The 24,196-nt window shown below is 35.1% G+C and carries 22 protein-coding genes and 1 pseudogene; all 23 read right to left on the reverse strand.

Going from position 1 to position 24,196, the window contains the following annotated elements:
* Positions 1-33 precede the first annotated feature (33 nt).
* Positions 34-1,062 (reverse strand): glycosyltransferase family 4 protein, encoded by a 1,029-nt coding sequence (locus tag AC6IWN_RS08335; RefSeq protein ID WP_497991915.1) that lies wholly within the window; start codon positions 1,060-1,062, stop codon positions 34-36.
* 168 nt (positions 1,063-1,230) lie between these two features.
* Positions 1,231-2,421 carry an O-antigen ligase family protein gene (locus tag AC6IWN_RS08340; RefSeq protein WP_497991916.1) on the reverse strand — a complete coding sequence of 397 codons (1,191 nt, stop codon included), beginning with the start codon at positions 2,419-2,421 and terminating at the stop codon, positions 1,231-1,233.
* 28 nt (positions 2,422-2,449) lie between these two features.
* On the reverse strand, positions 2,450-4,933 hold the full coding sequence (locus AC6IWN_RS08345) for a glycosyltransferase family 4 protein (protein ID WP_497991917.1): 2,484 nt from the start codon (positions 4,931-4,933) through the stop codon (positions 2,450-2,452).
* Between the two features lie 116 nt (positions 4,934-5,049).
* Positions 5,050-6,243, reverse strand: a complete 1,194-nt coding sequence (locus AC6IWN_RS08350; protein ID WP_497991918.1) for a glycosyltransferase — start codon at positions 6,241-6,243, stop codon at positions 5,050-5,052.
* A gap of 40 nt (positions 6,244-6,283) precedes the next feature.
* On the reverse strand, positions 6,284-7,474 hold the full coding sequence (locus AC6IWN_RS08355; protein ID WP_497991919.1) for a glycosyltransferase family 4 protein: 1,191 nt from the start codon (positions 7,472-7,474) through the stop codon (positions 6,284-6,286).
* A gap of 41 nt (positions 7,475-7,515) precedes the next feature.
* Complete coding sequence (locus AC6IWN_RS08360) at positions 7,516-8,742, reverse strand: glycosyltransferase family 4 protein (RefSeq protein WP_497991920.1); 1,227 nt, start codon at positions 8,740-8,742, stop codon at positions 7,516-7,518.
* The gene (locus tag AC6IWN_RS08365) at positions 8,739-9,779 is read right to left on the reverse strand and encodes a polysaccharide biosynthesis protein (protein ID WP_497991921.1); all 1,041 of its coding nucleotides are present in this window, start codon (positions 9,777-9,779) and stop codon (positions 8,739-8,741) included. The genes AC6IWN_RS08360 and AC6IWN_RS08365 overlap by 4 nt, the downstream gene beginning before the upstream one ends.
* Before the next feature lie 2 nt (positions 9,780-9,781).
* Positions 9,782-10,414 carry an acetyltransferase gene (locus tag AC6IWN_RS08370; protein ID WP_497991922.1) on the reverse strand — a complete coding sequence of 211 codons (633 nt, stop codon included), beginning with the start codon at positions 10,412-10,414 and terminating at the stop codon, positions 9,782-9,784.
* Between the two features lie 64 nt (positions 10,415-10,478).
* Complete coding sequence (locus AC6IWN_RS08375; RefSeq protein ID WP_497991923.1) at positions 10,479-11,246, reverse strand: tyrosine-protein phosphatase; 768 nt, start codon at positions 11,244-11,246, stop codon at positions 10,479-10,481.
* Positions 11,188-12,585 (reverse strand): tyrosine-protein kinase domain-containing protein, encoded by a 1,398-nt coding sequence (locus AC6IWN_RS08380; protein ID WP_497991924.1) that lies wholly within the window; start codon positions 12,583-12,585, stop codon positions 11,188-11,190. Before AC6IWN_RS08380 ends, AC6IWN_RS08375 begins: the two co-directional genes overlap by 59 nt.
* A 221-nt stretch (positions 12,586-12,806) precedes the next feature.
* On the reverse strand, positions 12,807-14,096 hold the full coding sequence (locus AC6IWN_RS08385; RefSeq protein WP_497991925.1) for an alkaline phosphatase family protein: 1,290 nt from the start codon (positions 14,094-14,096) through the stop codon (positions 12,807-12,809).
* Between the two features lies 1 nt (position 14,097).
* Entirely contained in the window at positions 14,098-15,351 is a 1,254-nt protein-coding gene (locus AC6IWN_RS08390) for an MFS transporter (protein WP_497991926.1), read from the reverse strand.
* A 937-nt stretch (positions 15,352-16,288) separates the two neighbouring features.
* Positions 16,289-17,284: an alpha/beta hydrolase gene (locus AC6IWN_RS08395; protein WP_497991927.1), complete on the reverse strand. Its 996-nt coding sequence runs from the start codon at positions 17,282-17,284 to the stop codon at positions 16,289-16,291.
* Positions 17,259-18,011: a glycerophosphodiester phosphodiesterase gene (locus AC6IWN_RS08400; protein WP_497991928.1), complete on the reverse strand. Its 753-nt coding sequence runs from the start codon at positions 18,009-18,011 to the stop codon at positions 17,259-17,261. The genes AC6IWN_RS08395 and AC6IWN_RS08400 overlap by 26 nt, the downstream gene beginning before the upstream one ends.
* A 253-nt stretch (positions 18,012-18,264) precedes the next feature.
* Complete coding sequence (locus AC6IWN_RS08405; RefSeq protein WP_497991929.1) at positions 18,265-18,777, reverse strand: ferritin; 513 nt, start codon at positions 18,775-18,777, stop codon at positions 18,265-18,267.
* A 57-nt stretch (positions 18,778-18,834) separates the two neighbouring features.
* Positions 18,835-19,287, reverse strand: a complete 453-nt coding sequence (locus tag AC6IWN_RS08410; RefSeq protein ID WP_497991930.1) for a peroxiredoxin — start codon at positions 19,285-19,287, stop codon at positions 18,835-18,837.
* Positions 19,288-19,322: 35 nt separating this feature from the next.
* On the reverse strand, positions 19,323-19,847 hold the full coding sequence (locus tag AC6IWN_RS08415; RefSeq protein ID WP_497992191.1) for a GGDEF domain-containing protein: 525 nt from the start codon (positions 19,845-19,847) through the stop codon (positions 19,323-19,325).
* A 33-nt stretch (positions 19,848-19,880) separates the two neighbouring features.
* Positions 19,881-20,441: pseudogene (locus AC6IWN_RS08420) on the reverse strand (membrane-associated sensor domain-containing protein); the annotation flags it as partial.
* Positions 20,442-20,453: 12 nt separating this feature from the next.
* Positions 20,454-20,615 (reverse strand): hypothetical protein, encoded by a 162-nt coding sequence (locus AC6IWN_RS08425; protein WP_497991931.1) that lies wholly within the window; start codon positions 20,613-20,615, stop codon positions 20,454-20,456.
* A gap of 162 nt (positions 20,616-20,777) precedes the next feature.
* Positions 20,778-20,906, reverse strand: a complete 129-nt coding sequence (locus AC6IWN_RS08430) for a hypothetical protein (protein ID WP_497991932.1) — start codon at positions 20,904-20,906, stop codon at positions 20,778-20,780.
* Positions 20,907-21,048: 142 nt separating this feature from the next.
* Positions 21,049-21,900: an NAD-dependent epimerase/dehydratase family protein gene (locus tag AC6IWN_RS08435; protein ID WP_497991933.1), complete on the reverse strand. Its 852-nt coding sequence runs from the start codon at positions 21,898-21,900 to the stop codon at positions 21,049-21,051.
* Positions 21,901-21,980: 80 nt separating this feature from the next.
* Entirely contained in the window at positions 21,981-23,243 is a 1,263-nt protein-coding gene (locus tag AC6IWN_RS08440; protein ID WP_497991934.1) for an Nramp family divalent metal transporter, read from the reverse strand.
* A gap of 227 nt (positions 23,244-23,470) precedes the next feature.
* Positions 23,471-24,091 (reverse strand): YczE/YyaS/YitT family protein, encoded by a 621-nt coding sequence (locus AC6IWN_RS08445; protein ID WP_497991935.1) that lies wholly within the window; start codon positions 24,089-24,091, stop codon positions 23,471-23,473.
* Positions 24,092-24,196 lie beyond the last annotated feature (105 nt).

The raw sequence follows: 24,196 nt of genomic DNA on the forward strand, positions 1-24,196 counted from the left end.
CTATCCTCGGTTTTAACTTTAATTATAAACTATCTATTTTTCACCAATTTCCTTATACTCCTTATACCAATTGTTACCGATTAATTCCGCTTTGCTACAAGGGCCGGTTAGAAACCTATTACTTACTCCATACTTTTTCAAATCCTCTATCAATAATAACAGCCTTCGTACCGCTTCCTGAGCGTTCCACTCATTAAGAATTGTTTCATATGCCCTACGACCAATCGTTTTGCATACGCTCCTATCCTGAACCAATATCATGACTTTTCTATATAAACTGCGTATATCACCATTCCTAAAAATCATTCCGTTTATTCCATCCTTAATTAGATAAGGAGCCGCTCCAACAGCATGACTTGCCACCACAGCGCACCCACTATTCATAGCTTCATTGATTACAGCTCCCCAGCCTTCCTGAAAATCGCTGGTAGAAAGAAAGATGTCTGCTTTTTCCATATTTATTCTGACCAGGTCAGGTGACATTGCTCCTAATAACCTTACTTGATCATTCAGATTGTATTCATTAATCAACCGTCTGATTTCGTTTTCTTTCTCTCCTGTTCCTATAAAATTCATATTAAAATTAATTCCCTCTAGTTTTAACATATGCGCAAGCTTTAATGATAATTCCGGATGTTTCCAATCAATAAATCGCCCACACCAAAGTATTTCTATACGATCTTTTTGTTTTTTACTCATCAAATCCTCTGGATTGTAGTGGAGTAATTCGGGAAAATATCCCCACTTATAACATTTCCCCACATAAGCCCTATGAAGTAATAGATCACTTGAAGTAAATGCGCTTGCACATAACATAAACAGTTTTTTATTATGATAACGATAATAGGTATTCCAGGTGTTCCATACTCCTCTGGGTGATATAAATCTCCATCTTCCTCTTTTGTAAAACCGCTCACTGTAACGAAATGTGATACCCTCCACATTACTATTCATTCTTTCCGTAATATAAATATCCGGCGCGGAGCCTACAATTACAACATCACTTTCCCTTGCAAGGATAAGTGACTTTTCATAAGCTTCTTTATTTTTTATAACAATCAATTCATAGACATGTTCCTCATTAAACTCAAATCCTTGATTTTTGGACCACTCATTAATATCATTCGTTGTGACAAATGTATAATCTTTTTTCAGAATTTGATATGCAGCCTCACTAAACGGAGTCTGATGGTGTGTTAAATAATTTGAGAAAAATGTAACTTTTATTGCTTATCCCTCCATCTCCTTATACTTTGACATATAAATAAGTATACTTATACTTCCTGCAAAAACAGATCCTCCTACCAAGAAAGCTCCTTCTGTACATGCGTGTATAAATATAAACAACAAACCGATATAGGATATAAATGAGACTTTATTCTTAATTCCATTACTAAGTATATTTAAATATGCTCTAATATAATAAATGTAAAAAAGTACTAATCCTACCAGACCAAGTGAAGTTAGAGCGCTTAACACAGCATTGTGCATGTTCGATAACTTGAATTCACCAAACTTCCCCAACAATAACGAATTACTAAGCTCCCTTAGAGCACTGTGAAAGATATTTCCTCTTGATGAGTAATCTGTTTTACCGCGAAACGAAAAGATACTCAGCAGATTATGTTCATATAAAAACGGATAAGCAACTAAGAAGATTGCTGGTAATAAGAGAATTGCAATAACAAAATATTTACTTAACTTAAATTTTTTCTTAAACAAATCGATTAACAATATGACTCCAGCTATAATAATACATGTTCTGGAGCTTGTTTTAATCAGTAGGTACCCTATATAACCCATAAGTGACAATAGTATTAACTTACTAGATTTTTTTTTATAATAGTGAAATGCACATAAAAGTACAATTAGATTAATAATCAAATACATCGCCGTCTGATTCGGATTTCCATAGCCCAAGGTAAGCCAAGCACTTTCTGTTCCTAAATGTTTTTCATATCCTGCATAACTATAACTTGTAAAGGATAATACAGTATATACCACCGAAGTTAAGATATTAATCAGAAATATAAAGTGAATCATCTTCTTTTCCGGTTGTAAATAATCCATATATAGAAAATAGATCGGCAATGATAAGTAACACCATATACGGATAATATAATTATTGACGCCACAATCACTCATCAGTAAAAATGAGACCATCGAAAAACCCATTATAAAAAAAATAGTGATCAATTGATTTGTTTTATATGGTATATAACGATATATATTATCTCGGATAACAAATAATATCGCTATCAGATTACTAAACATAAAACATCTGTTCGCGAGAGAAACAAAAATTGCTATACCGAAAGGCTGAGCGATGAATATCACTAGATTAGATATAATAGTTATATAGAAGCAAATTTTAAATACAGATAACTTTAATAGATCATCCTGTTGTATCATGTTTTTCATTCAAACTCCTACCTTTCAAGCATTTATATTAATAATCATCCCTCTCTTCTTCTATCATCTGTTGATAAATTGCCTTGTAATTCTTAAACATCTCTTCCTTCGAGAATCTTGATTTAATATTTTCAATACAGTTCTGGCTATATTCTAGTTTCCCTTTGGCATGAATCATATTAATCGCTTCAATCAGCTCCTCCATAAGATCCGTCACTAGCACCACTCCGGTATCTGTGTTCATCACTTCTGCACAGGCAGTTGAGTTATATGCAATTACCGGCGTTCCGCATGCCATAGCCTCTGCTGCTGCCATACCGAATGTCTCTTCCTTTGAAGCGTTAAAAAATACATCTGCACAGTTATATATTCGAACCAGTTCCTCTATGTTATCAGTTCGGTTTATGGCAATTATCCTCTCATTTACACATTGATCCGATAACCCTACCATAACTATACGGAAAGGTGGATTCATATGCATGGATAGACCGAGAAATGTAGCCAGACCTTTTTTCTCATTCCAATAATTTGCTACACCAAGAATGATAAATTCCTCCTGTGATACCCCAAGCTCGGATCTCATATTACTTATCACTGGTTTAAATGATTCCAAATCAATCCCGTTATAAATTGTTCGTAAGCGCAACCCCTTCATAAAGGAGCTCTGTGCACACCCCTTCAACCAGTTCGATACACAGATGATGGTAAGATGCTTCAGTTCTGTTAAAGCTTTTCTTTTTTCCTCATAGACCTGATTCGTTGATCTGTTACATATATCTCTTTCTTCGGGCACTAATTTGCAAGTACATTCCGGACATCCAAACTGATAACCATCACAATTAAGTTCTGTAAAATGATAACACCCTCCTGTGAATGGCCAACAATCGTGCATTGTGTATACAACCGGCCTATTATACTCCTTTAAGAATTTCAATAGCATTGGAAAATGGATGCAATTCTGTTGTATGTTATGAAGGTGAATCAGATCCGGTTTAAGCCGCTTTATTTTATTTATAAGCCTTTTTGTTCCCATGGCTGAATGAATGTTCTTTCTTCCAATATAACGATTTAGCGCTCTTCTTATATAGTTCTGTAAGCGGTTCTCTATTTTAAAAGTTCCTTTCGTATTTGTAGAAAATGCAGAATACGCGATGAAGCTTTGAAACTCGTTATTTATTAAATACTGATGAAGCTCCTCTACTAATCTACCCGTACTTCCAATGCCAGAGGTTATATTAATCTGAAGTATCCTCATATCCTTTGGTGGATTTGATAATGCTTGCTTCGCTATACAATTATTTTCAATCACCTCATTAACTAACATATTCATAACTTTGGTGCCCTGTGTCATAGGGCTTTTTTGTTTCAAGATAAATTCACGTTGAAGGTAACCTTTTGAATATATCGCTTCTTTTGGTAAGTTAATAACCGTAAGAATTGCTTCCCTGATACTTTCCTTGGTAAACTCCTTGATATAATACAAATACTCATCATAATCACGCGGAATACCGTCAAGCCGGTACATCATAACCGGTTTTCCGGTCAGCAGATATTCAATTGTTTTAGACGGAAAGGAATACTTCGTATATTCCTGCGTATTTGGTCTTGGGTTTACTAGGATTGTCGCCTGCCTCATCAAATTCTGAATCTCTTCTGTGGACACATACCCAAAGTAATGAATTCTTTGATCCTTCCTGGCTGCTTTTTCAATCTCTTCCTTGTAATCTCCCATTCCGCAAATCCATAGTTCAAGCCCTTCTACCTTAATATCATGAAAAGCACGAATAAGTTTATCAATACCAAATCTTTGGTTGAGCGATCCTGCATAGAATAAAATATGATGATTTTCCTTATATGGATACTCCATCTCCTCCACGTAAGGTTTGCATATTCCTTCTATCACTACATATGGCTTCTCCTGAATAGCCAAAGGATGAACCATATTTTCAGTCAGAAGTATATAAGAATCTGCCCTTTTTGTATAAATATATTGATATTTCTTAATTGTACTGCGAATGAATTCTCTTATGCTATGCGGCTTACATTCATAGCCAAAGGCATATGGTAAATCAGGTACAATAACACAGATTTTCACATTTTTATAAAGCTTTTTTATACTATATAGAGCCCTTAGGTATGGAAGATACATACTATATGTGATAATAACTACTTCCTCATCTGCATTCTTCCTGCACCACTTTTTTACTCTTTTATGAATCTTTATCATTCTTTGCAACTGTTTAATTACCGGAATATTTAAGTACCCAACTTCCTCATCTAATACCCCTTGCTTATGGGACCATCTTTTTGAAGGTAGGAATAATTGATTAAAACAACCGGGAAATGTACCAACAGATAAGGAGCTAATGATTGTAACTGGCTCTTGAAGGAGGGAATCTAATCCGTTTATCAAATTCCATTGATATGCATTCCCTGCTGCCTGTAATCCGCATTTACTTTTCGATAATACGTTATTTTCCTCCTCTTTACGGTATAACAGTCCCAAGAACAAGATTTTCAATATTTCTAATCCTTTCAAGTTTTTATTTATCACTTAATTTATTACATATCTGCTTCGGTATTAGTTGGTGCCAAGGATTTCGCAAACATAAACTTTAGACATAAAGTATATTATTTTCACATTAATTCTTCATATAATTTAATGTAGCTCCTATACGATACCGATTGATCAAACTTTCTGGCTCTTTGAATACAGGCCTCCTTATCAAACGGATGAAGACAGCTCTTTACCACCGCATCGTATAGCTCCTTAAAATTCTCCCGCTCCACTACAATTCCACAGCTCTCATCTACACATTCCGGGCTACCTCCGCTGTTAAAAGTTACAACCCCTGTACCACAAGCTAATGCTTCAATATTCGTCAGCCCCTGTGATTCCTGAAGTGTCGGATTTACAAAGACATCAGCTGCGGTATAAAATTCAGCCAACTCTTTCACATGATTCGTTTTAGAAATACACATAATGTTGGAAGGGAATTGTTTCTTCTGTTCCTCTGAGACACCAACAAGGATTAGCTGATATTCTTCTCCCAGGTATTTTGCTAATCGGATAAAATACTCCACTCCCTTATACTTACCAAACCCATTTGAGACTCCGAGTACAATATATTTCGCATTAATCTTATATTTATTACGAATATCATTATCGACCGGAGTAAAATCATTAAGATCTATGCCGCTTGGAATCATTTTTTTAGGGAACTTATTCAGATAGCTCTCCTTTACCAGATTATTAAGCCACTTAGATGGTGACACGATAATTAGATGCTCGCATCCATGGATCAATCTTTTCTTTGCATGATAATTCCATTTTGAATTATCTAATCCATAACTGCTTGGATACTCCCTCTTTTGAATACATTTATTACAACCTGTTTTCCACATATCACAGCCAACATAATCAAAATGACAACAATGTCCGGTAAATGCCCAGCAATCATATAAACTCCAGATCACAGGAATTTTAATCGCATTCAGAAATTCAAAAAGCAGCTCTATATTGATGTAATATCCGTGCAAATTATGTAGATGAACAATATCCGGTTTGTATTTTATTATCTTATCAATCAGTATTTTTGTAGCTCCACTTGAGGCAAAGCCAGTTTTATCTGTTAAACGGGTATAGATTGCATGTAAATAAACATCCTGGTTCGTACCAATTCTTATGGTATGGATATCTTCAGGTGCCATGCCCCTCCCATATGCGATACAACATTCTTGCCCTTGTTGAATCAATGCTTGATAAAGACCGGTGGTGATCCTACCGGTGCTGCCTATTCCACATACTGAATTTATTTGAAATATCCTCAATCTCATTCCCCCAAGCGGTCTAACTCTTATCAATGGAAGGTTATTCCCCATTAAAATCCTGCATCATATCTACTATCAGATTGCTAACACAACGATTCGGTTCATATATTTCTTCTGCTATCTTTAACGATATCCTTTCCGCTTCTTTTCTCCAGGTTTCCTCCGAATGAATCATGTTGTTTATTATCTCAATTGCAACTTTCGGATTTTCATAACTGAATACATATCCATTCAACCCATTTCTCACCGTCTCCGGATAATTTCCGACATGATTAGATACCAATAACGGTAACCCGGCCCATAATGCTTCGATACTGCTCAACGGGTTAGCATCAGATATTGAAGGTAGCAAAAAGCAATCAGAACCTGAATAATAATTTAATAGCTCTTGCTGTTTTAAATGGCCGATCAGCTTAACATCCAACTGGTTTTGGTGAGCAAACGCTTCAATCTCATTTTTTAAGCTTCCATCTCCCAGAATAATTATGCTTACTAAATGCTTATACTGAGATTGATTTAATAATTCCAGAAATGGAAAAATTCCTTTTTCCTGTATCAATCTTGCCGGTAGGATAAATATGAACTTCTCTATGGGAAGCTTTAAACTTTCTTTCATTTGGATTCTATCAGATTCCTTTCTTGCATAGGCCTGCTTAAAAAGCGTATCATCCACCAGATTTGGAACAAAATAATATTTAATTCTTTTCTGATTATCATAATATGTTTTTCTCTTTTTCACATATTTCTTTATTAGTTCCAGTGATTTTTCTCCCGCAAACCAGAATCCGTCAAAGTGTTTATAGGTATATCCTCTTATCAAATCTCTAGCTTTTAATTTGAATGAATGATAACTACGACTTTCCTCCAGATGAGATTCTGACCAGAAAAGAAGTTTATATTTTAGCTTCCTCTTCATACGAATGGAGCTCAGCACTGAGGGCGAAAGATAACTTCCTGAAGCAACAAGAATATCCGGTTTGATTTCTTCAATCCTCTTTTTGAAATTTTTATTAAAATGCAAATATATATTTTTAAAAGTAATTGTTTTAGATTCTAATAGTTCACTATAACCACCTTTATATTCCTCATAGTGCCAGTGTCTCCCTGGTTCTGTTTCAGCCATAACGAGTACTGAAAAATCCACACCGATCTCCTTAAAACCATCGTATAATTTATCATAGAATACTTTTCTATAGGGGGATAATATATTTGTTAACAACACAACTTTCATTAAACTCACCAGCCCGTATCCAGATTATTATATCGTCGAACTTATTCCCTGTTTTCTTCATTTTTATCACATGCGGACTTAATTCTCTCATACGCAATTTCGGTATTAAAATGTGTAACCAGATAATGTCTGCTATTTTCTTTCATTCCTTCCAGATCTGATGTATGGGTGCATAAATCATCTAAAATCCTTTGATACTCGGTTATATCCTTGCTTTCACACCACCTGCCAAAGCCACCATCCAGAATCGTAACTCCAACATCACTATTTCGATCCGTTGCTGCGAAAATCGGTAGACCATGATTCATATAATCAAGTATTCTGGAGGGATAATTCGGTATGGTAAATCGATGATCCAAAAAGATCAATCCGACATCACAAGCTTCTATGAGCTCACTTAGCTCCTCTTTCTTTCGATAATCGAGTATTGTAGTATTCTTATGATACTCCTTATCAAGCAATTTCAACTTATAAAAATCCGTACCTGATCCACAGATTACAAAATGCCGGTCTTCTTTCATTTCATTGTTTTTTAATATTTGAATAATAAAATCAACATCCTGAGGCTTTCCAAAGTTTCCACAACAGATAAAGATCGTCTTATCCTTTTGCAAGTGGTATTTCTCTCGGTTTCTCATTCTATCCGGATTTTGATATATAATCGGATCAATCGTATTGGGGCAAATCTCCAGCTTTCGCTTATCTATATAATGATAATGTGTATTGATATACTCAATATTTCCTTGTGACATACACCCAATTCGATCAGAGATACAATACAAGCTCTTTTCTTTGTACTGAAAGTACTTTGTAACAATCCACCTCCAACCACTCTTCTTAAGAATCCCAAGATCCAATGCATTCTGTGGAAATATATCCTTCAGCATCAAATATGCATAGGCCTGATCGCGTTTTTTTACATAACGAATCGTGTTCACCAAAGTGATTGGCGGTGTTGCGTATAGAATAAGGTCAAATTTTATATCCCTAACGTATTTTTTCATTGCAAGCTTATATTTGGTTCCAAGTAATAAGGTAGTAATTCCTTTTTCTAACAAATTGGTTTTCGTTATATTACCAGTTCTAATCCGAAGCACGTCGATTCCACATTCCATTGTTTTTTGAGTAGGTAAACCATATCGTCTTTCTCTGGAACATATTACATACACATGATGACCATGTGTTGTAAAGCATCTTAATAAATCAGGATACATGCCCCTCTCCCTTAGATCGGACAACTCCCCAATGGATAAGAATAAAATATTCATATTGCTTGCCCCGTCGAGTACCCCGAGAAGAAGGATAACTCCTGCTTCACATAATCAAGCTGTAACAACTTCTCTTTGATTTGATCCACTTTCAACCTAGTAGTATTATTTGAATTATATTCTTCCTGTGAGGATAGGAGCATACTTCCTTCCACAAAGTACTTATCATAGTTTAAATCCCTCTTATCTGCGGGTATTCGGTAAAAGCCTCCCATATCCTGTGCCACTAAATATTCTTCTTTTGTTAAGAGTGTCTCATATAGCTTCTCACCATGACGCGTTCCGATAATTTTAATCTCTGTGTCAGATTGGAATATCTCTTTTACAGCTTGCGCTAAATCACTGATTGTCGATGCCGGAGCCTTCTGAACCATAATATCCCCCGACTCTGCATGCTCAAACGCAAATAATACCAATTCCACTGCTTCCTCCAAAGACATTAAAAATCTGGTCATATTCGGGTTTGTAATGGTTATTGGCTGGTTATTCTTGATCTGCTCTATAAAAAGCGGAATTACCGAACCCCTTGACGCCATCACATTACCATACCTGGTACCACAGATTAATGTTCGCTCTGCATCTACTATCTTTGATTTAGCGATAAATACTTTTTCCAACATAGCCTTTGATATCCCCATGGCATTAATTGGATAAGCAGCCTTATCCGTCGATAGACATATTACTTTTTTGACTCCATATTCTATGGCAACCGTAAGGACATTGTCAGTCCCCAGAACATTGGTTTTTACCGCCTCCAAAGGAAAGAACTCACAAGATGGCACTTGTTTTAATGCAGCAGCATGAAATATATAATCCACATCATGCATTGCATTCTTGATTGATTGAATATCACGTACATCTCCTATATAGTATTTAATTTTATCCTCTTTATAGTAACGACGCATATCGTCCTGTTTTTTTTCATCACGAGAAAATATTCTGATTTCTTTTAAATCGGTGTTTAGAAACCTCTTAAGAACTGCATTCCCAAAGCTTCCTGTTCCCCCTGTTATCAGAAGTGTCTTGTTCTGAAACATGATTACACCTCCATACGCCTAGCCGGGATACCGATATAGGTGCCCGAAGCTATGATATCTTTTACAACGACTGCACCTGCACCAATCATGCAGTCATTCGAAATATTTATATTATTTTTAACAATACTTCCAATCCCCAACCATGAATTATTCCCAACAGTTACTGTTCCCGCCACATGAACGCCGGGTGATATATGCACATAATCCCCTATGACATTATCATGATCAATCGTGGAACCGGTATTGATAATACACCCTTTCCCGATAGTGGTACAACAGTTGATTACAACACCAGCCATGATGACGGTACCCATACTGATCTCCACTCCCTCACCTATCACAGAACTCGGATGTATTAATATTGGTATATGAGCACCCATCTTCAAAAGCTCTCCCATCAGTTTTTTTCTGATCGCTTGATTACCAATTCCAACGAATATATCATAATCTTTACAATACTGGTAGACGGAGTTAACATTACCAATTATGTCAAATCCCATAATTGATTGAATCGAAGAATTATCATCTAGAAATGCAATCCGATTCCATTTACCCATATTCATTGCGATATCACATATAACTTTACCATGCCCGCTGGCACCAATGATTAGAAGCTGATCTAAATTCTTTATCATATTACAACAACTCCGTTACTGATCATCATGAGCATACTTTTATTCTCTTGTTACTAATTCATTATTACATTATATAATTTTTCTCATCTCTTAACATGACTCCATCAATAATAGACTGAGCATTTCTCTTTAAATGCTCACAATAATCGATTCCGAATTTTTGTTCAACTTTTATAAAGGCCCGATCCATAGTTGGAGGCCTCACAGTCATATTATGACAATCACTTGAAAGTACGTCGATATAGCCACGCTTCATAGACCGAACAATGAGTCCCCAGTTATCCCCTTCAGTAATGGAGGAGGAATTTAACTGAATCACACATCCTAAGTCGATTAATCTCTTTATACTTTTTATACTCTTTTTTACGGAAGGATAACGCTCTATATGAGCAATCACCGGATAAATATTATAGTAACTCATAAAACGTTCTATCAATTCATAAGTTCTGTCGTTCCACTTACTATACGGTAATTCCGTCAACAGGTATCTGGTATCTCCAATGCACAATAAATTTAAATCGGGGTAATGAAATAAATATTCATGCAATACCGTTTCGCTACCGGGTATTAATGATATATTAGCTGCCTTCAATAAAGACATCGATAGATCCCTTCTCTTTACAAAATCCTCAAGTGATAGCTGCGTCGGATTGAAATGAGGAGTACAGACTACTTTGGAGATATTTTGATTCAAAAGAGATTGGATTAGTAACATCGATTCCTCTACTGACTGCGCACCGTCATCAATATTCGGTAAAATATGCGTATGAAGATCAACCATTTTTATTCTTATAGTAATAATACCTAGATCTTGTATTATTACCCCGATCAATCGATACTCCGTTAATAACAAATCCTAATAAATTAGCTTCAGCTAGATGATATTTTGTCATAGCTTTATTAATATTAGGATGCGATGTAACACCTTCTCGTACCACTAAAACTACCCCATCTACACTCTTTGATAAACTGAGCGCATCTGATACAACATTTACCGGCGGGGAATCAATAATGATATAATCATAATTTTTTTCAAGTCGACTAATTACCTCTTCCATTTGTTTACTTCCAAGCAATTCAGAAGGATTTGGCGGTATGGATCCCATTGGAATTACATGAAGATTTTCATATTTGGTTTGCCTTACCGTTTCAAATTCATTTACCATTCCGGATAACACATCACTGATACCAGGCTTACTTTTTATTTTGAAAAAGCTATGGATTTTCCCTTTTCTTAAATCACAATCAAGCAATAACACCTTTGCACCCATTTGTGCAATTGTAATTGCAATATTCGTACTGGTAGTGCTTTTGCCATCTTCAGGCAACGGGCTACTGATTATAACTTTTTTACAACCGGTTTTAAGGACTGTAAATCGAAGATTTGTCCTCAACTCGTTATAGGCTTCACTAACCTCGAATTTCTTTTTCTCATCGAATGCTCCGCCACTATTTCTTGATATATTAGGGCTAGGAATAAATTTTAATAATCCGAATTTTTTAGAATAATCACTGCTATAGCTTGGTATTGCGCCAATAACCGGAATTTTATATTTTCTAATTAAATCCTCGCTGTTTTTTACAGTAATATTTAGGATTTCAAGTAGGAAACATAGCACAATTGAAATCATAAATCCTAAGAAACCGCCGACCATAGTATTTCGGCTAACATCTGGCCCGGATGGCCCAAGTGGTCGATTTGCCGGGTCAACTACGGATATTTTAGCTGTGCTCATAACACTTTTAATCCAGCTTGGCGCAACTTCTTGTATCGCTTTTGCTATATTATAAGAATCATCCGGACTTAGTGAGGTTACACTAACGCGGAATAATTCTGTATTATTTACGATTTCAATATTGGTCATGGCCTGCAATTGATCTGCGTTATAATTTAATTTACCTTCTGTACTGACCTTTTTATAAAAAGCTTTTGTTTTTAATAAATATACATAGGTTTCTGTGATCTGCTGAGCATATGTTAATTGTGTCAAATCCGCTGCTGACTCGTATTGATTTGGATTAACATACATTTGTACACTTGCCGTATAAATTGGTTTTGTTACACGACTGTTGATAAAATAGAACACGGACAAACCCAATAAAGTGAATACAATGATCAGAATAAAACGTTTCATCAACACTGTAATTATATCTCCCAAAGAATACTCCACCTAGTTATCCTCCTTATATCGAGTTGTTAAATAAACCCCTAACAAACAATGGTATTTCTCCATATATCTTATGTTTACGTGAAGTAATGAGTTCCTTACCTTTCAAATTAGTAGAAGAAACATCGATAACAAATAAAAGGTGACAAAAAAATACTGTTGAAAAATTCTAAAATAAAAAGTATTTTTCAACAGCCAAACATTTCAATATTCAATTAATCGGTTTATTCAAAAACCTCCTCCAGTATTCTTCCGTCACATTGGGCAAATTGAAGCCCTAATACTTTAGCCATCGTTGGAGCAATGTCAACCATCTCAATATCTCTTATATCCTGGCCTTTCTTAATTCCCACACCAGATATTATGAAATTACACCGGTAAACGGGTTTCAATGGTAAATACCCGTGGGTCGCGTACCGCTTTCCCAGCTCCTTAAGGTCTATAACCGGTGGATCAATCAAGCTATCTTCAAAACTATATCCCTTCTTTGCCTCCAGCATATATTTTATAGAGGGTTCCACATGTAAATCATCAAGTTCAGGTCTGTTTAATACCCTCTCGATTCCATAGCAATCTTCCTTAATCGCATTCTCTATAATAGAGAGTGCCAGTTTTTCTGCTTCATCATCGCCCTGTTTAAGATGGAGATATGCACTTCCGCCGGCATTTTGAAGATAAGCTCTCCATTTTAATGCGCCATTCTCTTCATATATAAGACCTTTATCTTTTAACAATGTGTTTAAAGCAACTTTATATCTTACATTAATCTGTCCATGATCTCCCAAGATAAGAAAAACAGTATCGTTCCAGATACCTGCCTCTTCCACTGCACTCATAATCTCTCCAATTCTTCGATCCATACGTTCCAATACCTGTACGACCTCCAAACTGTCCGTCCCATTCTCATGCTTTGCATCATCCAAGTCAATCATGTGCATCAAGAAGAGATTTGGTTTATATTTTTTAATTGTTTCAACCGCGCACTTAGTAGTAAAATCATCCAGGTAAGGTTGACTAATTCCCTTTCTGTAACGACCGAATTTCATCTCCATTTCTATGCTATAAAGTGGTGATCCGTTTCTTAATGACTTAAGAATCTGATTTTCATTTTTTATTGCTCTGATTTCAGGAATATTGTAATTAATTGCAGCTTTTCCAGTAACCGGCCATAGTAAGGAAGCCGTTTTCAGCTTATTCTTTCTTGCCTCATCATAAATATTTGGCACCTTAATATCTCTTCGAAACCAAAACCATTGCTGATCCTTCTCTTCCACAAACGGTTGAAAAGAATTATTATGATAAATCCCATGCCGTTGCGGGTACACTCCGGTAACCATAGTGGAATGAACCACATAGGTCAAGGAAGGATAAACACTTTTTAGTTTATTACTATACGATCCATTTTTAAGCAGGCGGGCTAGATTCGGCTGCTTTACAGCATCATCCCAGTTATCTTCTGAAAATGCATCGTAAGAGATTACGATTAGATGTTTTGCTCTTTGTGAATCGTTCAAATTAACTCTCCCTCACCACAGTAATTTTATTAAGGTCCTTCGGTAATATCAAGAATACCAAGAAGCCACAGATAAATAATGGTATGATTGATAGGATACTGAGTCTCGCTTTCCCGGTAACTTGTGTTGTGAAGGCCATAACGGCCGGCCCTATAATGGCTGAAAATTTACCAAAGACATTATAAAAGCCAAAGAATTCATTGGATTTATCCTTTGGTATAATCTTAGCGTAATAAGATCTGCTTAAGGATTGAATTCCTCCCTGCGCCGATCCAATCATCGCTCCGAGGATAAAGATATGCCATACGGAGGAGATAAAAAAAGCCGCGATACAGGATACAATATAGGTCAAGATTCCAATAATAATCATTGTTCTGGCAGAATACTTCTTAGCAAGAGCTCCATAAAGTATTGCACAAGGGAATGCGATTATCTGAATAATTAACAGAATTCCCAGTAAAGTAAATGTACTCAAAGACTCCTGTCCTAAAATAGAGGTTGCATATGGTACCACCATCTTAATAATCGTGTCCACACCATCAATATAGAAAAAATATGCCAGTAAAAATATAAATACATATTTGTAGTGTGTAATATTTTTAAAGGTAATAAATAATCTTTTAAAGCTATTAATTACCGGCTTGGGTTCCGGCTCAATATAAAACTTTTGTTTCACATGTCTAAGTAATGGAATAGTGAAAAGTCCCCACCATAATGCGGTAATAATAAAACCTATCTGATATCCGATTGCTTTGTCCATCCCTAAAACAAAGATAAGCGCAAGGCTAATTCCGAACGGGATTACACTCAATATGTATCCGAATGCAAAGCCATTCGATGAAACCTTATCCATTCTGTCCTCACTCGTTATGTCTACAAGAAAAGAATCATAAAAGATACAAGAACCGGTGAATCCTATCGTCGATAGGATGAAGAATATTATGAGTATTTGCCACTGGCCACTAGAAGGAGGAACAAATGCTAGCGCTCCTGTCATAACGATTCCAAGAATCGCAAAAAAGAGGAAAAAGCGCTTTTTCTTATCCTTATAGTCAGCTATGGTACCCAATATTGGACTTAATATTGCAATTAATATACTTGCGATTGAATTGTAATACCCTAACCCCATACTTCCATTTGTGGTATGAAACATTCCAAAAACGATCGGCAATAACGCAGTAGTAACCGCCATGGAATATGCCGAGTTACCACAGTCATACATAATCCAGGATCTTTCCTCTTTACTTAATTTCATTGGTGTATCCCCCTTCAATAATCATGTCCCTATTATAACATATTTTAACAGGAAGCAAGCAAAATTCGTGTGAAATGTATGCAATTATAAATCTCATCATAGAACCATATCAATCATATTAAAATCCTCTCACTAATACTATTAACAAACAAATACACGTTTGACATATATTGGAATTCATAATAATATATATGTCATACATGTATAGTATGTTTTAACAATCATAAAATGTCATGACGAATTATTCTATTATTATGAAAGGGATGATGAAATGTTAAGCAGACAACACAGACCAAGCAAAGAATTTATTATTATACTTATTCAAATTATATTTATTTTGGCTGTTCTTTCAATCACATTTTTTCTTCTACCTAAATTGAAAACATCATCAAACTTAACTAACAACGCTTTCATTTTGTCCCAACCTATACTATATCCATTACTTAGAAGTATCTCTTATCTATTCCTTGGTCTTGCTTTCACGATTCCAAAGTTACTCGAACACAGTAAATTAAAAATCAACCCATTGTACTTGGTTATAGAAATTCTACTAATTTTGAGCATTATACTTTTTTTCCCACCTTTATATCAAGGAGGGCGTGCTATCATAGCTTATTCTATACGACCGGGTTATGAAAATGTATTAAATGTTCTATGTATAACGGCTGGATATTTTATTATACCAAGTATCAAATCTACTTAACGGTGTAACAGATATTAATACAAGCACAACTATTTCTAATGATAATATTGTGTATAAAACACAAGCTACCCAGTTACTTTCTAAAACAAAGTCATAATCAAGTCAAACAACTCAAAATTATGTAACAATTGTTTATGCTATAATTTACCGCAGATTATTATTACCAATAAATTAATCGATTTCAAGCGCGAATATAAAAAATAAGTAAACGACTATTTATGTGTCAACTTATTTTTATATTCCCATTTTTTCTTCAATAAACGCAAAAATCTTTGGATAATATTGTTCAATTATCTCTGGCGTTGCATTATAGATTTCATGCTTTGAATCAGGAATTATAATCAACTCAGTACAATTCGAATTACGTACAAATCGTCTATGTCCTCCCGGTTTTACGGTTGTGTCTAGACCTGCTTGAAAAAGCAATGTGGGTGTTTTAACTAACCCTGCATTCTTTTGAAGTTTGTTTATCGCCTGTAAACTTGCAAGTACCCATCCATAAGAGGCTCCGTAGGTCTGATATTTCTCATCCTTTAACCGTTTATCAAACATATACCTATATCTTTCCTCAGATAAACAACTGCTTGTTTTAAACACCGGTATACCGTCAAATGCTCTCTGTCCGATTGCATAGGATTCCTCTAATTTTATCAATTTTAATATCCTAACTGCCATTCTGGCGAATGATACAGGAAGTTTCCCAAAATCCATCTCCATCATAGGTGAGGTTAATATTGCACATGAGAAAACATTCGGATGCTCTTCCAGGTATAATGCCCCGATTGCTCCTCCCATTGAATGCGCGTATAGGACGAGCTTCGCCTGTGGTGAATCCTTTAATACGATCTGTGTTATAAATTGATGAAAGTCCCTGACATATTCATCGTAAGATCGTACATGTACTTTACTTTTATCTTCCACTACTCTCCCGGAATATCCGTGACCTCTATGATCAAGGATATAGACAGAATACCCAGCTTTATTGAAGTAATATATCACCTCCTCAAACTTTTTCGTAAATTCACAAAAACCATGTGATATTACAACACGCGCCTTTTCTTCGGGATGATGATAGTATTCATAATAGATTCTACTATCATCATAGCTTTGAAAATAACCCGACTCACAATATTCCTCTAACTCCTTACTGACCTCATTTATCATTCTGTCCTGATACCCATCATCTTTTAGAAATATCATATCTTTAATTTTTCTTGCTGATTTTTCCATACTCACTCACAACCTTACGCCCTAAATCCGGATAATTTGTAATCATTGTATCAATTTCATTTTCACACAATTGTTTCATATCATTCATATCATTCACTGTCCATACACGAAGTATTATTCCCTTCTTCTTACATTCCAGAATAAAATTCGGATATTGCAGATTATAAAGTGCAGGATGCAGCCCTTCCACTCCGTATCTTTTAGCATAATCCGGCATATCAAGATATCCATCTTCATATAAAAAGCCTGTCTCAACCTCCGGATTTCTTTCCTTTAACCTCATGATACTGTAATGATTAAAAGAGGAATAGATAACCCGTTCCTGTAGTCTCATCTTCTTCGTTAAAGCGAGTACTTTCTCCTCCATCTGAGGATAAAAGATAACTCCGTTCTTTAGTTCCACATTAATCAGCAATCCGGTATCATGGATGAGTCGGTAAACTTCCTCCAATTTCGGTATATTAACGATACCGTATTCCGGATAATTCATATTCACATTAAGAACTCTTAATTCTTCATAGGTATAATCTTTCACCCATCCTACATGGTTACTGACTCTGTCCACCGTTTCATCATGAATAACGACTAACTGACCATCCTTTGTCATCTGCACATCCAGCTCAATTCCGTCCGCACCCATATCAATTGCCTTTTGAAACGCAACCAACGTATTCTCAGGAGCATATCCCGAAGCTCCTCTATGCGCCCATACTGTTGTTCTTTTCATCAAAACAACTCCTCATCTATATTAAATATATGCTATTAAACTTAAAAGAATTATATCATATTTTTCCATCCACAACTATCCAAACTCTGATTTTCACTACAAAAAGAGCGTTTCCAAAAATGATTTTTATACTATAGGATTCACTGACACTATCACTTTCCAATATCAAGGTTTCTCCTAAAGAATAAAAATGGTTGCCAAAAATGTCTCCCTAAGGATCAACATTTTCAGCAACCAATTTAATCATAATTGATTATATTACTAATGACGGTGGCGCATAGATACGTGATTTCAATTCACTATCCAACATATATAAACCTTTTGAATCAGATCCGAATAAGTCATATTTCTTAATATTGTCATCCGCATTCTTCTCTTCTTCACCCTGCTCCTTAATAAACCAATCTAAGAATTGCATGGTACGGAAATCTTTATTCTTGTATGCTTCTTCATAAATCTCATTAATGGATGCAGTGATAAACTGTTCGTGTTCAAAAGCCGCAACCAAAGGCTCACGGAAATCATTAAACTTCTGGCTAGGTCCATCAATGGATGAAAATGTAACTTTTTCACCATTATTTAATAAGTACTTGCGGAATAAAAGCGCATGATCCTTCTCTTCCTGAGTCTGTACAAAAAACCAGTTTTCAAATCCCTCAAGACTCTGATCCGCGTAATAATTCGCCATATCGAGGTAAAGATAGGAAGAGTAAAACTCTTTATTAATTTGATTATTTAGCAATTTTGCAACATTTTTGTTTAACATAATTCATCCTCCTTTAATTATATATATCATTCCATACACCTGAAGTCAGACTGATTATTATAGCTCTTTCAACATATCTTCAGGATTTTTTTCTGCATTTACTTTTGTTACTGCTTTAATTATAACCCCATCCTCATCAATAAGATAGGTGGTTCTTACAACTCCCATTGACTTTTTCCCATACATGTTTTTCTCTTTCCAAACATCATACAATTGGATTGCCTCTAGTTCCGGATCTGCCAATAACGTAAAAGTAAGATTGTACTTATCTGCAAATTTTCTATGAGATTCCACGCTGTCTTTGCTAACTCCGACAATCGCTGCACCCTTTTCCCTAAAATCTGGTTGAAGTGTTCCAAACCCACATGCTTGCTTCGTGCAGCCGGGTGTATCATCCTTTGGATAAAAATATAGAATTACCTTTTTCCCTCTTAAACTCGACAAAGTAATTTTTTCACCATCTTGGTTTAATAGCGTAAAATCAGGTGCAATACTTCCTACCTGTAACATACTCATCACCTCCTATATTATCCATTAATCTTCCATCACATAACCGATCTATTTCTACCGTTGTTTTTCGCTTCATATAATTTACTGTCCGCTTTTTCTATTAATTCATTAACCGTTTCCCCTCGGTACACACCAACACCTATACTTACCGAGAAACGAATATTATTAGTGAATGCCCTATTTTCCACTTTTCGCCTTATGTCTTCTGCAATTTGATACCCATCTATTAATTCTGTATCTTTAAGAATAATTAAAAACTCTTCCCCACCATACCGTCCTACGATATCATTTTTTCTCACATTTTCTTTAAGGATTCGTGATAGTTCTTTCAAAATCACATCTCCAATAACATGACCATAGGTATCATTTATCTTTTTAAAAAAGTCAATATCAACAATTAATATTACGAAAGTAGATTTAACCTCATACCACTTTTCTGATTCTTCTTCCAAACACTCGTATAAATATCTATGGTTATACAATCCGGTTAACCCATCTAAAATCGCTTGATTTTTCAAAACATGATTTTGTTCATGGAGCTTATCTTCCGCCAATTTCATTTCTCTAAATATTGTATCAAAGGGTTCTTTTAACCCTTTCACTATAATGCTTTTATATATAAAATAAAAGGAAAATATCTTGAAAAAATGTCCTATCAAATTAGTTATTCCATAATTACTGGTATAAGATGTAAAGGATAATTCGGATAAAATAGCACAAATCATAGATATAACCAAATACATAAATACCGAATTACTGAAATACCTTTTTAACCGAATCAAACTGCTAATTGATAATACCAAAATTAAGCATATAATATACTCACTGATTATTTTAAATGAGGTCAATCCCACTCCCTCAATAAAGCAAACAGGAAAGACTTTCCACACAAATACACTTAATAATAGGAGTGAAGTAATTATAAATCCTACAACAAAAACTAAATTTAAATCAACTTTCTTCTTTATCCTTATTGAGTTAAATGCAATCAATAAGACAATACTTTCAAAATATCTTGCACCAATCCATAATTGATTAGCATAATAATCATAATCTGTAATTACTCCCATACCTTTAAACGATAATGTATGGAACAAATCAATTACTCCGATAAACAAATATGATACTCCGATTATTATCAAGTAATTATTCTTTAAGTACTGATATTAATTCAAAGTTATGATAAATACGGTAAATGCAATAAAAATACTAAAAATTTCAGCCAAGCTATGGAACAAAAGGTAATGATACAAGCTTGTCAAATATAAACCAATTAATACCCCAATCGAAAAGATGATGTTCATCGTGCTTGCTAACTTATTCTTCATCCAATTCCCCCTAAGTACCTTCCCCTATGCACCGTCCCTTAAGCCGTACTTTAATTATCAGATCTCGCAACAATATTCAGGTCATTCTTTTAATATAAATATAGGGCAGATAGCCGTATTTGAAGCGGTTTCTGCCCTATGTCAATGCTTATAGCTAGATTCCTATGATTCGTCACATAAAATACAACCACTAGGGAATTCCGCTGAGCATGCACCTTCTTCCGGAATAGAATATTCCATTAATTCATCTAAAACATCATTTAATCTGGCGTTAATATTATCCTTATTCATCGCAATTCCTCCTTCTTTCAATGTATCTATTTCTATTAATAGATATTGTTATGTGTAATTTAATAATAGTAATTATTACTATGATTATATTATACATCTATTTTTTGGAATTGCAAGCACTTTTTTACTGACTTTTTATAAATTATTTATTATTTATATTATCTCTCCAAAAATGAACTGGTCTCCAATTCAAAACCTTTTTTGCTTTATCATTACTTAAAAGGGTTTGGTAACTATCAAGCGAAATACGTATATCCTTAACTTCAGGAAATTCTGCTTTCATTAGCTCATTATTTTTTATATCCATACTTGTATCATCCGCCGCCAGATTAAGTGCAATGGAACCTAATCCGTTCGCTTCAATTGCCAGTCTACATGCAACAGCAATATCACGTGCGTCAATATAACTCCACAAAATCACTTTACGCTTCTTAGGGTTATGGATAAAATCCGGAAAGTTTTGATACATCTCAGGCGTTATAACATTACCTATTCGAAAAGAGACTACTTGCATACCACATCTGCGGTTAATCATATCGGCATTTTTTTCATTTACAATTTTGGACAGGCCATAGCAATCTTCCGGTAATTGAGGGTGTTCTTCATCGATCGGAACATATTGGGGCATCAGATTCTGCTTGGAGAAGACGATTCCATAAGAGGATTCACTGGATGCTATTACCGCTTTTTTTATTCCAAGATTAGATGCTGCCTCCAGAATATTGTATGTGGACATTACATTGTTTTGAAATGTTACGTCATTTGGATGACTATACGCTACGGGAATTGCAGCGAGGTGAATAACCGCATCCGCACCGGCAAGAGCAGCATAACAGTCGCCGATATTCATTAAATTGACTGTCATAAAATCAGATATACTTTTTTTAGGCTTTGTTATATCAATATTCAAAACCTCATATCCCATCTCTACGAAATGTTCTACCACGTAAGTACCCAAAAGACCACTTCCACCAGTTATTACTATCTTTTTCATAAGCTATTCTCCTAACTTATTATTCATTTTCATAATTATATATTTATTCTTATTCGATAAAAGAATCATATCATATGATTTTAGTGTAAAAAGCTGGCAAACAGCAGTACATTTAATACCGATATAATGATAGCGATTGTACAAAGAGCTATATTGTGCAGAAGGGAGTTCTTAAACTTACCCATAACCTTTTGGGAAGCAGTTAAATAGATTTGTAAAAACACTGTAATCGGCAGCTGTATACTCAAAAGCATCTGGGAATAAACCAACCCTTGGAACGGATTAGATATCACAAAGATGATCAAAGTTGCAATAATTAATGTTACTCCTACCCCTAACTTTGAATGGAAATCCTTGATATCATAGGGTTCTTTGAAAATTCCAGCCATAATACTTCCACCGGAGATTCCTGCCGTAATTGTTGATGATATTCCAGAAAATAATAAGGCTACCCCAAAGACGATACCTGCACCACCTCCAAGAAGAGGTGTTAATAAATTCTGAGCCTGCCCGAGTTCAGTTACCTTCTGATGATTCGCAAAGAATGTTGCTGCTGCCAGGATAATCATGGAACTGTTGATTGCCCAACCGATCAGCATGGATAAAAGGGTATCCGTAAATTCATATTTTAGTTGCTTTTTTATCACCGCTTCATCTTCTTTATTAAACTCTCTACTCTGAATTATCTCAGAGTGAAGAAACAGATTATGTGGCATGACTACTGCTCCCAACACTGACATTATAATCGGAATGGAGTTTTGAGGAATACTTACAGTAAACCAACCTCGAACCGCCTCATTCCAATTTACATGAACAATTGATAATTCATATAAAAAGGAGAAGCCGATAATGGATACAAACCCAATAATAAGCTTTTCAAGCTTTTGATAAGAATTTGCAAATAACATCCAGATAACCAAAGCGAGAACCATTAATGCACCCACCTTAATCGGAATTTTAAATAATAAGTTAAGTGCAATTGCACCACCTAGAATCTCTGCCATAGCGGTAGATATGGAAGCAAGAACCGCAGTCGAAAGTACTGTTCTGCTTACCCATGGTTTTAAGTTTTTTGTAGCAGCTTCCGCCAAACAATCACCTGTAACGATACCAAGATGGGCAACATTATGCTGGAGTAATATAAGCATAATGGTCGATAACGTAACCATCCACAGAAGCTTGTATCCGTAATCTGATCCTGCTGCGATATTCGAAGCCCAATTCCCCGGGTCAATAAATCCCACAGTAACCAGTAATCCCGGGCCAATATATTTAAATAATTCTTTAACACTTAATCTTGGATTATGTTGCGTTGTACTGAATTTATCCTTAATCCAACCCATAAATATCCTCCTTTGCACGAACATGAGGGATAACTTCTTATTCAACTCTGCCCTATGATATTGATTACTTATTGTCTTATTATAACAAAACTTGTAGAAAGTAACAAGATTCGTTCGTGATAACTAATAATTATAAAATACATAAAAATAAAGATGCCATATTCCAAGCATCTTTATTTTATTAATCAATTCATATTTTATGTAGTTTTCAATTTACTTATTACAAATTAATCTTGTTTTGCTTTACCATAACGGAATGGGATTGAGATTTTTTTATTAAAAAATGCGATAATCGGCCCCATAAAAAATGCCGTAAAGACAGTTCCGACACCCACTGTTGCACCCAGTGCAAAGCCCACTGCAGTACAAATAATATCTGTTCCGATTCTGCAATATTGGAATCTTGCAATCTTCTTCTCGGACATAATAAGTGCAACCGCATCATAAGTTGACACTCCCAAATCACCTACAAAATAGAGAGAGGATCCAAAACACATAATTATTATTCCAACAATTAAAAATGCTATCTTTAACGGTAAGGATGGATTCGGAATTAAGGTATCAAATAACCAGGACGAAAACTGTACCACATATCCCAACAAAAAGATATTAATTACTGTACCAAGTCCAATTTTCTTCTTATTAATAAAGAAGATAGCAATTAACATCAATAAATTGAGAATGGAATAAAAGGCTCCGTATCCGATTGAGAACTTCTTCCACACACCATGTGCTAAAACCTGAAATGGATCCATTCCAAAATCAGTAAAGTTGAACATACCAACACTAAATCCTGCAATTAGTACACCAAATACTGTCATGATAATTCTTTTGTTCTTTTCTTTCATCTGTTGTCTCTCCTTGATGTTATATCATTTATGTCATTTTCAAATTTGAAAATATCATCCGTAAACAACAGTTTACCAAAAATACTATTACTTGTCACCATAATT

The organism is Variimorphobacter sp. HTMS_6 (assembly GCF_059717775.1).